This is a genomic window from Meiothermus sp. (assembly GCF_026004075.1).
GTDB lineage: Bacteria > Deinococcota > Deinococci > Deinococcales > Thermaceae > Meiothermus.
Genome location: NZ_BPIK01000001.1, coordinates 13,432 through 26,769, shown reverse-complemented (window position 1 = coordinate 26,769; position 13,338 = coordinate 13,432). Strand labels below are relative to the sequence as shown.

The window sequence follows — 13,338 nt, the reverse complement described above, 5'->3', positions numbered from 1 at the left end:
AGTTCAGATGAAAGCTCAATCCAGCCAAAGGCCCTCACGCATGATGCGGTCGATTTCCGTTCGAGGGATTCGGAAGGCACGACCAGTCTTTATAGTCACAAGCTTTCCTGCCCGGATTGCCGCATAAATCGAGTCACGACCAACACCCAAGGCTGTAGCAAACTCTCGAGGGCTCAGAGTTAATGGATACTGCTCCAGTTCAGAAGACAATCTAGTTTTCACATAACTTACAGTGAGCATCGCAGCAGTAGGGAAAAAATGACTCAGCATAAAACCGAATTAAGGCGTTCAGAACAGTTTTTTGACCGATCAACTCGTACGGAGTAGAATCTGAATAAATGTCACAAGTTGTAGAGGCCGGATCATGAAAATTATTCAGAGGAAGACCGGAGATTTCCCCACCCCTAATCGCCAGCCCCCTGATTGGCTTCTGAAAGCCGTATGGAATACAGGTTCACTTGAGAAACAGGACTGGGTCAAATATCTGGTTGATACAAATGGTTGGACAGCCCAGGCTGCCCATCGCCGCATTTACCGCTGCCTCAAGAACCAATCTCCTCTTCACCTTCTTGGAAATCCAAATGTTGACCACTTACATCCTGCATTGATAGAGTCATGGTTTATCAAGCGTCCTCGCTCTCTCAAAACTCCGTACATCGCGTGGTCAGAAAGTGAAAATGCTCGTGGCTTTTACATACTTATATTTTTCTCATTCAAGACATATCAAATATGGCCCATCGGGGTAAGGGTAGTCGCTGGCGATGGTAAGGCTACGGGTTACCTCTGGCCTACGTCCAAGGAGCGCCCACGTGCTGCTTTTATGCGTTCTCCTTGTGGAATTCCAAATGGTTATGCCCGGCTATCCAAGTTCGCCAACAACCTTTCCGTTCGTTTATATCATCCGTTAGGAGAGATACCTAATGGATTCGAACAAACTTCCATTACCTTTACGCACTCACAAAGTATGTGGGTGCTAACCAACGATAGGTACAAAAACTACTTTAGGGAGGGCTTCAGGGAACTTGCACCTCATGAAGCCCGCCTGAATGAACTGCACAACCACTATCATTGGGAAAGCTTGAAAAGCATAACAGCCCACGAAGCAGAGAAGGTTGTAGCCCTTGCCCTACAAGCTTGGGGTAAATATGCTTCCAAGAATAAATAAGGCAGGTACAGACTTAGAGAATGTGGCTGATGGCCAGTAAAATCATGTTACTACTTTGTGGGCTATAATTGGTTTCTTATTTTGTGAACGGACGCACCCAGAGATTGTTATCCAAACGTCAGTTCGGAGACAAAGCACTGGGAAAAAAGGCGTGCTGCAAGAGAAGACCTCCATTAGGCTAAGGGCGCAGCATAGCGACTGCCCAAGCCAAACGAAGGTCTATATGAGTCTTTCTCTACTGGAGCTGTTTTGTGATGTGGACGATTTCTGCCAGGAGTTCGAGGCCAAGCTAGCTCAGCGACTGCTGGAATCGGGAGTCAAGCTGGAAGCCAAAGGCAATCCTGGTCCGAAATCCAGGCTGAGCGGGAGTAAGGCATCGCTCGGCGAGGAAAGAATACCATAGGCTAGTTCTTTGGGTTCAAGTTACACCTCCTCTGCAATGACCGAGGCGACCCCTTAAACAAGAGATTGAACCCCAAGTAGAAATACTGAGATAAAGAGCACCCAGCCAGTAAGGTCAGGCAGAAAGGCCGGTCAGAAGCTGCCGTCTGAGGGATTGAGCGGATAATAGCTGAGCCTTACGCCAGGAAAGCGCAGGGGATAGCTGTTTTTGCTCTCGGATACAGAGCAGGGCAGTAAGGGTGAGGTCGGCGTGCTTGAGCTGGGCAGCATAAGAACGACAGAGGCATTTGCACAGGCCCAGGTTCTGCTTGAGCAGGCGGTGTACGCGCTCCAGATCCCAGCGGGCTTTCCAAGCCGCGATGACCTCTTGAACACCCGTTGGCAAGGTGGAAAACAGGACGATGAGCTTGTAGTAGCGGGCTTTACTGGGTGGATATTGTTCACCCAGTTCGCGGATAGATAGATGACGAGCTTCACCTTCAAGCTCCACCCCCACCTTTTGATTCAGGCGTGCTCTGGCCACGAAAGGAACGTTTTGAGCGCACAAGCCTGCTAGATGTACCTGGCCCGCAAACTGGTTGTCGAACACCACCCCCTTGAGGTCATACCCCGCTTCCGTGACCACCTTTACGGTCTGCAACAAAGCCTGTCCGGGGGTGCGGTAGGCGTAGGGTTCAGAGGCCAACGCTGCGCTGGGGAAACCCTCCAGGCTCAACGGATAGGGCGGCTCTCCCAAACGTACCAGCCCGCTGGACAGCAGGTTATGACCCCAGACCGGGGCTTTATCACTGCTCGAATAGACCCGATCCACCCCCTCGATCCAACACCCCTGGTGCTCCACAGGCACCAAGTCCACCCCCAAATACATCCCTCTGGGGGCCAGCCTCAGCCGTTCCAAGCGGCTGCGCTCGTAGGGTTTGGCTTCCCGCTTCAGCAACCGGGTGCACGGGGTGCAAGCCCCGTCCCGACAGGGGATCGTCCCCTGGCCAACGCGCTGGGGCTCTCATACTCGGACTCCAGCAGGCCCAACACGTATTGCCTTTCCCACCCTGCCAGACCTGCCAGATGCGATAAACTGCCTTGTACGACTTCAGACATCGTGCAGAGTTACTGTGCTGACCGGGCTTCCCACTATAGCCCACAGCACGGTTCCTCTTTATCATCGCCTTCTGAAGTTACGCGGCCTCAAGGAATCGTTGTAGCTCAAGCTGGGAGACCCTGAGCTTGCCGGAGATGAGCTGACGTCGCAACTTGTAGGGGGTGGTACGACGCTGGGATTTCTGCTGATCCAGGAAGAGGAAGGCCATCAGCCCCAGCGTGAGGTGACGGCGGTACGACGATACCGTCCTCTGCTTTACCCCCTCCCAGCCGCACGCCTGCTTCAGAATCTTGTAGCTCCAGGTCGCTGCTGGCATAGAACTTGCTTCCCCGCCGGTACACCACCACCGGAATATGGCCCCTGAGATACCGCAGCGCTGACCAGTAAGGCCCTCTGCGGAAATAGCGGAGCTGCCGACCATTCAAACTGCGGTTTTTCCTCAGTCGGGTCACAAAGGGCCAGCCTTGCTCCTGGAGGTAGTGCAACAAGCGGGCGCTGGCATACCAGGCATCCAACAACACATACGCCGGCTCGATGCCCAGCCACTGGGCCTGTCGCAGCAGTTGCAGGGCCAGCTCATGCTTGCTGTGCTTTTCCTTTCCGCGGTAGAGGTGAAAACCCACCGGCACGGTGATGGTGCCATTCGTCCACACCAGCAGCACCTGTATCCCCAGAATGAAGCCCCCGGTTTTGCTATCCCTAACCTTGTGCGTACAGTCCAGACCCGTGGTGAACTTCTGTAGGGTGGTATCGTCCAGAATCAGGTATCCACCTTTCTGAACCAGCTTGTTGACCAAGCGTTGGAGAATCGCCAGCAACTGTATCCGTCCCGTCAGCAGGCGATGGAAGGTGTCGTGGCAGACGCCTTCAACTGCATCGGCAAGACCTACGCGTGTGTGGTTAGAGACCGCAACCAACAAGGCTTGAAGATACTTTGCGACCGGTGCTAGACTCATCAGGGGCCTCCTGTATCGGCAGGAAGCCCTATTTTATCGCTTTATACCTCTGTGCGTAACTTCAGAGATAATAAGAAGTCCTTTTAAGTTATTCCCTTAATATTCCCCGGCCACCAGTGAAATAGGGTGTAACCCTGGGTAGGCGCTGGCTGGGTCAAATGGTGTTGCAGTTGAAGTTCCAACCGGGGGCGGCGCTGATGTTGGGCCAGTTGCATGGCTCCACTTTAGTGGAAAGAGTATTGAAGATTTCTTATAACTTCGAACTGGCGTTATTTAAAGTGCAGCGGATACAGGGGGTATGCTGTCCGCTTGGCTTCTTTCTTGACTGGAGCTGCACTCTTCCGCATTTAGTAAACACCTCGTAAATCCGGATCAAAGTATTTGTCAAAGCTACTCTAAGCGCACCAACCTCGGTTCCCGGCATAGTTCCTCAAGCTGGGCAACTATGGTTCGCGCATGCTGTTCACCAAAACGCATCCCGATCTCCACGTTCCAGCGGAGCCCGGGGTCGGTCAGGTTCGCGCTCCCGAGCACTCCCCACTTCCGATCCGCCACCACGATCTTGGCGTGTAACAAGCCCTTCTCCATCTGAGCACTGTAGATGGTCAGCGTTCCCTGTGCGCGCAGCGCCTCTTGCTGCAGGCGGGCCAGCGCTCTGGCCTGGGGGCTACCTGGCTCGTGGGCCGCGTGGGTGATCACCGAGATGGCAACCCCGCGCCAGAGGGCACTCAGGAGCTCGTCGCTGAGGTGAGCCATGCCCTGCTGCTCCAGGTAAGGGCTTACCAGCCACAGGTGTTGCTCGGCACTGGCGATGGCTTCCAGGATGGCCGCGACATAGCTGTTCTCACGATCGGGTAACGTCCACAAGAGGGTCCCTTGGTCCGCATACCTCCCCAGGAAAGCAGCCAGACCCTGGGCCCGCAGCTGCCCCCCTTCCAGCGCCCCGTGCCGTTGTAAGGCCTCATATAGCCAGAGGTGCCCTCCCTCTCCTAACAGGCTATCCGCCCACAGCAGGTCGTTGGCTGTAACCAGCTGATCCAGCCGACTCCAGAGCGCCGCCCCTAGCAGGCGCAGGGTCTCGGTTGACAAAGTCATGGCTCCCAGAATCCTCGAAGCACGCCGTACTTCGGGTGGCTCCCACCGTACAGCACCAGGCGGCTCAGGTGGTGGTTGAAGTCGATGCAGTTGTGCTCGAGGTAGGTGCAACCCACACAACTACCCCCTTCCTCAGCGCACAGCGGGTCGTAGATGCAGCTACGACCATCTTGGTAAACTTCCTCAAGCCAGTAGGGCAATTGCTGTTCGAAGAGAGTGGTCAACCCGCCAATCTTGCTGGCCGTGTAGCGGTTGGCATAGAGGATCAGGCCCAGCGTCTCGGGGAGCAGATACTCCCCAATGCTCTCCGGGGCGAAGCCGCTCCAGACGATGCGCTGCATCATGAGGTGGGAAATGGTATGAAGCAGCGTATATACCAGGGTGGGCACCGCGTCCTGCGGGGTGCGGAAAGCCTCGCCCCGCAGGCCAAGGTGCCAGAGCTTAGCCCAAGCTTCAGCGCCTTGGGCTTCCTTTGGTGCCAAATTGTTGCGCACCAGCCAGCGTAGCACGGGCGTGGGGTCTAGCTGAAACCAGATTGCTTCGGTTTCGGTGGGCACGCAGTAGATGGGGGTCTTTCCGTCAACCGCAGGAAAGGCCCGCAGTATACTGCGCTGGGGATCGCGGGAAACCCGTGTGTATCCTATCGCAGCTAGTGCGATACGGAAGTTGCTGATTAGCCGAATATTGCTGAATCCCAACAGTCCCCTCATCCGCTCAGACTCCTGCAGGTAGGATGCGGCACCCGACCCATCCAGGGTGCACCATCGGGCCGCTGCCATCGCGGGAGTGGTGAGCTCAGAGGTGTCTTCCAGGATGGCGTGCTCCACCAGTTGACGGCTCGGCGGCCCGATGGTGGCACCTGCAGTGAGGCGACCTACCTCAGCAAGCGCCTGTGAGGAAGGGTCATTTCTCATCTGGTCCTCCATGGCCCGTGCCCGCTCTGGCGCAACCTGTCGTAGAACCTCGAGGACTTGCTGGGCGTCGGGGCTGAGTTCCCTCTTGGCCACGGCCTCCCGCACCTTGCCCGGAAGGAGACCCCACAGCTTGGCCAGCAACAACCCCGTACTCGATTTCTCCAGGCTGATGAGCAGGCTCTCCTGCTCCTTGTCGAAATTGAGGAACGGCAGCACGTGTGCGAGGTGGTTGGTCGGCTCCTTAGCCTCCACCTGGCGCTGGAACTTCTCATTAGGATTTGCCTTGCTGTACTCGCAATTGCAGGGCCACATCCGCAATCCGCCAAGCTCCTTATTTGAGTCCAGAGAGTACCAACGGGCATCGCGGGTGCGTCCTGGGTTGAATAACCTGAGATTGTGGCCACGGTACTTCGAGTCATACTCATCGGGGAAAGAAAGCTCCTGCAGCGCGCCGCAGTTGTGTATCTGGACCACCGTCATCCGGCCCAGCGGACCTTGGCAGCGTGGGCACACCCCAGGACGAGCCCTCCTCTGCTTGAGACTGACCAGCTTCGCGGTATAGCCGCAGCGCGTGCAGCTGAAGCTGCTGGGGAAGGGCTCCATCAGCACGCGGCTTGGCTGCCCTATCGCAAAACCAGCAGGATTGAGCCGGCTGGCAGGATAACCCTGGTGGAAGGCCCTGCCGTCAAACTCCCAGCGCCTCACGTAGTCGTCAACAAGGTTCAACAGAGCCCGCTGATTGACGTCTACCTGAGGATCCAGTTCCACACTCGTTACCCAGCTCATGCCGAAGTCCTCATGTTCGGCCAGTGCCCCGGGCAGAAAGTTGTATAGGATTTGTGTCCTACCCCGCTCCATCAGCGCCCCCCCCGTGTGAACCACCTTGCATCCTCAATCGAGTAGCTTGTTGTCAAGTTGACCTGAACCCCCTCCTCGACGTCGCGGAGGCTGGTCATCGGGTGGATGGCTTTCGTTAGATACCGCTCCTGGCTGCTCGATAGCGTGACTTGCACCTGGTCTAGCTCCTCCTCCAACACGACCGCCATGGCCTGCTCGAGATCCGACGGATAGACCCCAGCCCCCAGGCGGTAGGCTTCCTTAAGCTCCCCCAGTACCTGCTGGCGCTGCTGCGACAGGTATTGGCGAGCACTCTCCCGCTCCCACAGCCTGTTCGCGCCGGAGTGGCTTCGTCCGAGGAACACCGATGCCAGCACCCCGGGTAAGGTGCGGCGAAGGGCGAAACGAGCGAAGCGGTTGATGGCCACTGGATGCACCATGCGTTCGAGGTTGTCATGGTACTCCACGAAGCGGCTGTACACGCTAGAAGCACGCAGGTTGTAACTGGCCAGGATGACCACAACTAGGCCCACGTGTTGCCGCCCAGCCCGGCTTGAGGCCTGGATGTACTCCTCCACGGTGCCCGGCAGACGATCTAGGGTCATGAGGTTGATCCGCTCGAGGTCCACCCCATGGCTGATCATGTTGGTGGCCACTAGCGCATCAAGGAAGCTGTCCGACCCAAACGGAGGCGGGTTTTCGATCGAGCTCACCACCTGGGCGATATGGGCCGGGGTAGACTTGTTATGGGTGTATTCCACACGGAAGACCTGCCCTGATTCCAAGGTATCCTTGATCCGACTGCCGTTGGCCCGACTGCCCACGTAGGCCAACGAGGTGGAGTAAAGCCGAATCAAAGCGCCCGCCTCATTTGGGCTCAAGGTACGGCCTACCACGGCACTCAACTCATAAGGATTGCTGGCGAGGCGCTTGATCTCGTTCAGAAGGATGCGGTGCACCAAGGCTGAACTCTCAGCGGGGTGGGGACGGCTCCAGAACGCGAGGAAGACCCGCGCGATCTTTTCCTGCCCCTCTTCCCGCGCCACCTCGCTGTAGAACGTGCGGTAGCGGTCCATCCCGCGACCGGGGAAGCGCACCGCGTGCCGAACCCCGTAGAGGTGTCTGAGCTGGTGTTCGTAGCCAGCGATGGTCGCTGTGGCAGCCAACACTTTGGCGGGCTTGGGCTCGAGTGAGCGGATTGTTGTCTCGTAGTGCCCGGCGAAGGCCCCCAGCTCCTCTTGTAACAGGTGGAGCTCGTCCTGGATGTGCAGGCTTGGCCCAAGGTCGTAGGCATTTACGGTCTGCAGTTGCCGACTGTTTACGGAGCAGTTCCTCACCAGGCACTTGTCCAGGAAGTACCCATGCTGCGGGCAGCACCTGCGCACCTGCCAGAGCATGCTCAACGCGGGCTGATAGGCCAGCGCTGCCATCTTGTCCACCGTGCCCACCACCACCGTACTCTGGTGCCGCAGCACCTCGGCGTCGCTTACGTCCAGTGGAAGCTGGTACCCGCACTCTCGGCAGCGATGCTCGAAGCACAACCGGTTGGCCTGGGGATACACTTCCACCGTCTCTAGCCCCCCGCAGGCTGGGCAGTTGGGCACCAGCCGCAGTTTCTCCAGCTCACCCGCCTGGCTCCAGCGCTGCAGCTCGGTGGCGTCGAGTTGGTTGGGCGAGTTTCCTTTGCCCGCGAGGTAACCCAGCCGGAATGGGTCCCCCTCGAGGCCCAGCGCTAACCGCTCCTGCTCCGCCCCGTACAGCACGCGCATGGCCCGCTGCAACTGCTGCAACGAGAGCATCCGCAGGGGAAAGCGCAGCCAAGCGGTGACCCCCAGCTTCTTCCCACGCAGGCGGTCGTAGAGCATGGCCGTACACACTAAACCCAGATACGCCTCGGTCTTGCCGCCGCCGGTAGGGAACCACAGCACCACCGCCTGGTCCGGGTCGTCGGCCCACTCGTAGCGCTCCCCAGCCCACTCGCCTGCCGTGATCCCTTCTCGCAACACGAGGGCAGGCAGCTGGCTGACGATGAAGACGATCTGAAACAGCCGCCAACTGGGGTAAGGGGATATGCGGGCAAAGACCCGGTTCATGGCGGTGAAGGCCTGCTCGAGCCGGGCATCGGCCTGGAGGGCGGCCAATCCGGCGGCAAAACGGTGGATCTCCTCGCGGAACTGCTGCAGGTCCGCCTGAGCCGCCTCGGCAAACTCGCCAGTATACCCTCTGCGATCCAGTTCCCGCTCCCAGGACTGGGCGTGGGCCTGCATGGCTTCGTAGATGCCCTGGAGCACCTCGAGGGGACGTTGGGCCAGATCCTGAAAGGGAGCTGGGGGTTCAGAGCGCGTGGTCATGCGCTTTTGGCGGGATATAGCCAGACAGCGGGTGGTTAGGCAGTTGCCCTCTCGCAGTGCTCCGCAGTTTCTTCCGACTACCCATACGTTGCGGTCAAACTGATAATCCTCGGCCACAGGGAGGATCTCTACCGGTACCAGTGTGCCCTGCACACGCACCCGCAACCGAACGTCCGCGATGACCCGGTAGTTGTTCTCGGTAGGGTTGTTGCCTTGAGGGGTCTCATTGCGCAAGTACACGGTGACGCGCTTACAGTCCTCATAGTGCCGGGTCATCACTTGTAAGCGCACCTTAAGCGGGGGGATGTCGAGCGGCCTGTTTCCCAAGGCTTCCTGCAACCACTCAGCGAAAGCTTCTGCTGAGGTTGTGGCGTTCGCAGGTACCGAGGGTCTGCGTTCCATCACGCGCCACGCATCGGCTCGTGCTGCCAGAACTTGGATTTCTTTATCCAACAACTGCTGTAGCTGCCCACAGTCATCCCCGTCGATGAGCGGGAGCTCCAGTGGGCCAAAGGATAGGTCGCAGCGCTCAATGACCTCGATTAGGCCCTGTCCACCAGCTTCGCCAGCAACGGACTGCTGCTCTGCCAGCGTGGGTAGCCGCCGTACGTAAAAGGCAAGTTGGCCCTCGACTTCTATCCTCCCAGCTTCCTGATCACGCACCATGAACTCCAAACCTAAGCTACTTGGCTGCTTGTACGCATCGGCGTCCGGGTCATAGGGGGCCAGTACACCAAGCTGGCATACGTCCACCGGCTGCCGTGCTACATGACGTCTCTGGTCACGTCCCGCCAGTCGGTGTTCCAGTACTCGAGTTAGGTGATCCACCAGCTTGATCTCGTCGTTATAGCTGACTTGACTCATGAGCGTCGAACTACCCTCCTCACGTCCACTGCGCTGAGCAACTCTTCCAGGGATATCCCCTGCTGCCTCGCCTCTCGCAATGACCCCTCGTAGCCGCTGCCGCTGACGATGCTCTCCAGCACTCGGTGCAGCAGCCGGCCCAATTGGCGATGTCTCGTGCGGTGGTTCTCTATGGCCCGCCACAGCTGGGGGCGGTTCAGAGACTCGGGGAGCCCCATGATACTAGTCAGAAGCAGGAAGTCGTGGAACTGTTGGGGGGCAAGGGTCTGCCCCTTGGCGAACCAGCTGCGCACCGTTGTCGGGTCACGTTCCAAGCCACGACGTGCCAGCGCGCGGTGCAACTCTGCCATGTTGGGATACTGCACTTGTAGTTTTAGCTTGGCTGCTTCCCACAATTCCAAGTATAACCGTTCCTCCATCTGTACTAGCGGCTGCAAGGCTTCGCTGATGCGCTCGAACAGGTCATCGTACACGCCGTCGACAAAGATGATCATCCGGTCGCCGGGTTGTAGCTGTTGTGCAAGCTTTTCCACGTTGCCTTGCCCGGGCACGAACAGGGTGACCAACCGGGTCTTGGGCAGATAGAGGATCAACCCACCCTCCAGCTCCACCTTCATCTCTTCGACTGTCGGTCCGCGGTTCCCTCCGGTCCGGGGGTTTACTTGGTACTCTGCTAAGGCGTGCAGGTCAAGTCGCGGCGCCTCCTCCGTCAAGACACTTAAGGGCTGAACCACTGCTTTTTGTTTAGAAAATTCCAACCTGGTGACGGGAAGGTCTGGCGGAGAAGGGGGCTTCAGACCCAGGGAATGCAGGACTCGGTCGCGCTCTGTTACCAGATACTCCAGCCAGCGCTGACGCTGCTCGCAGAGGTAGCTCTCGATGCGTGCCTCGAAAGGGTAGGCTAGGACCGCTACATTGGCCGGACCTAAGTCCAAGTAGCGCTGACTGGCGCTGCGGTAGCCAAGCAGCAGCCGCTCTGATCCCAACCCCTGTGCCGCCCGGCGTTCCTCCTCGTTAGACCACAGCACCTCGGCTGAGCCTCCGAAGCCGATGAACAGCTGCCGTGGACTGACATCCATGCATAGGCTCTGCAGCAGGATTGCTTCAGTCTGGGTGGTGGCTACTACCCAACAGGATCGCAGCTCCGCGTTGTGCTGCTCCAGCCACTCCACGAGGGCGAAAAACTTGGGCGGCAGGTCGCGGTGCTGCAAGGCTTCGTAGGCTTCGCTCAGCCGATCGAGCACCCGTTGCCAAAGCAGGCGCTGCACCGGATGGGAGGGGGCTTCCGGCTCGAGGGAGTCCAGCCGGTCGCGCAGGGTGGGGCGTCCCTTATGCTTACGCAGGTTTTCAAGCCGGTACAGCGGCACGCTGAGCATGCGTAGCTGATGGAACAAACCCCAGGCTTGCCGGAGGGGAAAAAACCCCCCGAACATCGCCTGGGCCTCGGCTAGCTGCTGGTAAGCCGCCCAAAGAACCTTGTCCAGTTCTGCATCTTCGATCACCTCCACCCAGCGGTAGGATGGCGATGAAGCTGGATGCCCGGGATGTTCGTGCCTATTGAACTCCCGGGCTACCCATCCTTTGGCAGCCTCATCCCATAGCACGGCCGACCTGCCTAGCCGAGCTAACGTGGCCTCATCCAGTGGCGGAGTAACGGCTAGGTAATGGTTGAAGGGCAGGTTCTCTAGGCAAGCCAAGACCCGGGGATCGGTGGCATCGATGATCACCGCAGCGAAGGGGTGCTCGAGCGGCCAGCCGGGGTTAGCTAGGTAGATCGCCGGTCGGCTGCCTGGCGGTTGGTAGCGGGAGAGGGTGCGGATTTCCCAAAAGCGCTCCAAGCTGTCGCCTGCTTCTCCCAGGCGGAACTCGCGCAAGCTTTCTCGCAACTGGCCTACTTGGCGGGTGACGATGAGCAGATTGCCTTTCAAGTATGGGGAGTGGTACATCTCCCGATGGAAGAAATCGGCGACCAACAGGCCCACCGCCAGGGTTTGGGGTAGGGGGCTCGGGCGGGTGGAGTCCATCAGGATCAGACGCCGTCTCTGCTCCCAGGCGCGCCGCCCCAGCACGCCGGATAACCGAGCATAGACGTCGAGTCCCTGCGGGTAGATGCGGCGCAGCAGGGCATCGTCGATCAGACTATTTCGATCAATCCCCCACATCAGCAAATCGAAGGCTCTACTCCAAGGGCCGCGCACTGAGCGGCATAGCTTTCAGCCAAGGATTGCCCCTCGAGGGCCTCACCCAGCGCCAAAGCCACCGCGAGCAGGTTTTTGGCAACGGGATTCTCCGGACACCAGACCGCCTCAGCGTCCCCTCTGTATCCCAGTTCAAGCTCTAAGATCGCGTCGTATAGCTGGGCATTCGTACCGCGCTTGGAGTGATCATTGGCACTCTCTGCGAGCACCACCGCAGCACCACGCAAGCGCAGCCCGTTGACGCGTAAGGCGCTAGCCAGGGCTTCCCAGGCCCTGAGCTCACGGTTGTGGTAACTCAAAATGATCCGACCTCCCCTCCGCAAGCTGCGCAACGACTCCTTGAAGATTGCCTCGAGCCGCTCAGCATATCCTTCAGCGCCGACGCCGCGCATCGAATTTGGCACCGCCTCCTGCTTCTCGTCAGCAACCATCGGTCGGTACTGGCCCAGCCAGAAATGGAACAGCTGGGCCATTTCCCCGTATTGCACGTCATCAAAGTAGGGGGGATCCGTGAGTACCAAGTCCACGACCCTTCTTTTTAGGGCCTGTCGTTCGCTGCTACCTGCAACCAGCTGGACACGGCCCTTATTCTCCAACCCGTGGTACCAGTCGGTGGCTCGGTAGGCAGCCTCTAGGCGCCGTCTGAGCACACCTCGACCAACGTTTGCCAGCGGGTTGGCCTCAAAGGCAACAGGCGGGATGGCATAGCGATGATTGGCAACACCCTCGATGCCCTTACAGTATAGCCGATCCCAACGGGCTAGCAGAGCGGCCATTTCTGCCAGTCCCAGCAACACCATAGCCAAGCGGTTACGCACACTACCAGGCATCCGGCGCTCCTTAAGGTAGTTGAGGCCTTCGAGGATCACCGCAGCCTGGGCCTCGCTGTATAAGTCTCCCCAATACTGTAACCCGCTTCTGTGCAATCGCCGGGTTTCCAGCCCGACCTTGATCGGTTGCCTCAACTGGAGGAATGTGTTGCTAGCTGGGATAAAGGCCACCGGATCGCCCTCCACGGTGGGGCGCACCAGCACTCGGCCGTTGTTATCTTCCAGTACTAACGGAGCAGTCCAGCCGACTGTGGCAACGGAGCCAGCCACACCGCAGTGGGGGCAAGCCACTTTTCCTGCCGGGGAGGCAGGAAGTTCATAGCCACAAGCACATCCAGCCTCAAGAGAGACATTACCACATCGGCGACAGCCGTAATATGCCTCGCTCCCGCTGCGTCGCACCTTACTCAGTACTCCTTCTGGATAGAGTGGAAAGGTAAACTCGCATTCCAGGCAGCGCACAACCCTCACCCGCAGAATGCCCATAAGCTCCCGGCCATCCTCTCGCTGGTAGTATCGGCGGAGTGGGTCGAGGTGATGTAACAGGCGTCTCCCTTCCACACGCAGCCGTTTAGGATCGACCTGGCTCAGGGCCGTCTGTAGGCCGAACACCGGCCATGGGTACAG

Annotated in this window: 9 protein-coding genes and 1 pseudogene; 2 read left to right on the top strand and 8 right to left on the bottom strand. The window is 58.7% G+C overall.

The genetic code is table 11. From position 1 onward, the window contains the following. Positions 1-15 precede the first annotated feature (15 nt). On the bottom strand, positions 16-240 hold the full coding sequence (locus tag Q0X18_RS16155; RefSeq protein WP_374707516.1) for a helix-turn-helix domain-containing protein: 225 nt from the start codon (positions 238-240) through the stop codon (positions 16-18). A 124-nt stretch (positions 241-364) separates the two neighbouring features. On the opposite strand from Q0X18_RS16155, the gene Q0X18_RS00120 reads away from it, so the two are divergent. Both Q0X18_RS00120 and Q0X18_RS00115 read left to right on the top strand, forming a co-directional pair. Then, positions 365-1,165, top strand: a complete 801-nt coding sequence (locus Q0X18_RS00120) for a hypothetical protein (RefSeq protein WP_297557151.1) — start codon at positions 365-367, stop codon at positions 1,163-1,165. A 223-nt stretch (positions 1,166-1,388) separates the two neighbouring features. Next, positions 1,389-1,487, top strand: a pseudogene (locus tag Q0X18_RS00115) (IS982 family transposase); the annotation flags it as partial. Positions 1,488-1,682: 195 nt separating this feature from the next. On the opposite strand, the gene Q0X18_RS00110 reads toward Q0X18_RS00115, so the two are convergent. From Q0X18_RS00110 to Q0X18_RS00080, 7 genes are all read right to left on the bottom strand, one after another. Continuing rightward, on the bottom strand, positions 1,683-2,465 hold the full coding sequence (locus tag Q0X18_RS00110; protein WP_297557150.1) for a transposase: 783 nt from the start codon (positions 2,463-2,465) through the stop codon (positions 1,683-1,685). Positions 2,466-2,770: 305 nt separating this feature from the next. Next, positions 2,771-3,622 (bottom strand): transposase, encoded by an 852-nt coding sequence (locus Q0X18_RS00105; RefSeq protein WP_297557149.1) that lies wholly within the window; start codon positions 3,620-3,622, stop codon positions 2,771-2,773. A gap of 390 nt (positions 3,623-4,012) precedes the next feature. Continuing rightward, positions 4,013-4,717 carry a phosphatidylserine/phosphatidylglycerophosphate/cardiolipin synthase family protein gene (locus tag Q0X18_RS00100; RefSeq protein WP_297557148.1) on the bottom strand — a complete coding sequence of 235 codons (705 nt, stop codon included), beginning with the start codon at positions 4,715-4,717 and terminating at the stop codon, positions 4,013-4,015. After that, positions 4,714-6,417: a hypothetical protein gene (locus Q0X18_RS00095; RefSeq protein WP_297557147.1), complete on the bottom strand. Its 1,704-nt coding sequence runs from the start codon at positions 6,415-6,417 to the stop codon at positions 4,714-4,716. The genes Q0X18_RS00100 and Q0X18_RS00095 overlap by 4 nt, the downstream gene beginning before the upstream one ends. Positions 6,418-6,488: 71 nt before the next feature. After that, positions 6,489-9,683: a helicase-related protein gene (locus tag Q0X18_RS00090; protein ID WP_297557146.1), complete on the bottom strand. Its 3,195-nt coding sequence runs from the start codon at positions 9,681-9,683 to the stop codon at positions 6,489-6,491. Next, entirely contained in the window at positions 9,680-11,845 is a 2,166-nt protein-coding gene (locus tag Q0X18_RS00085; protein WP_297557145.1) for a hypothetical protein, read from the bottom strand. The genes Q0X18_RS00090 and Q0X18_RS00085 overlap by 4 nt, the downstream gene beginning before the upstream one ends. Next, positions 11,845-12,882, bottom strand: coding sequence for a hypothetical protein (locus tag Q0X18_RS00080; RefSeq protein ID WP_297557143.1), 1,038 nt, complete (start codon positions 12,880-12,882; stop codon positions 11,845-11,847). The genes Q0X18_RS00085 and Q0X18_RS00080 overlap by 1 nt, the downstream gene beginning before the upstream one ends. Positions 12,883-13,338 lie beyond the last annotated feature (456 nt).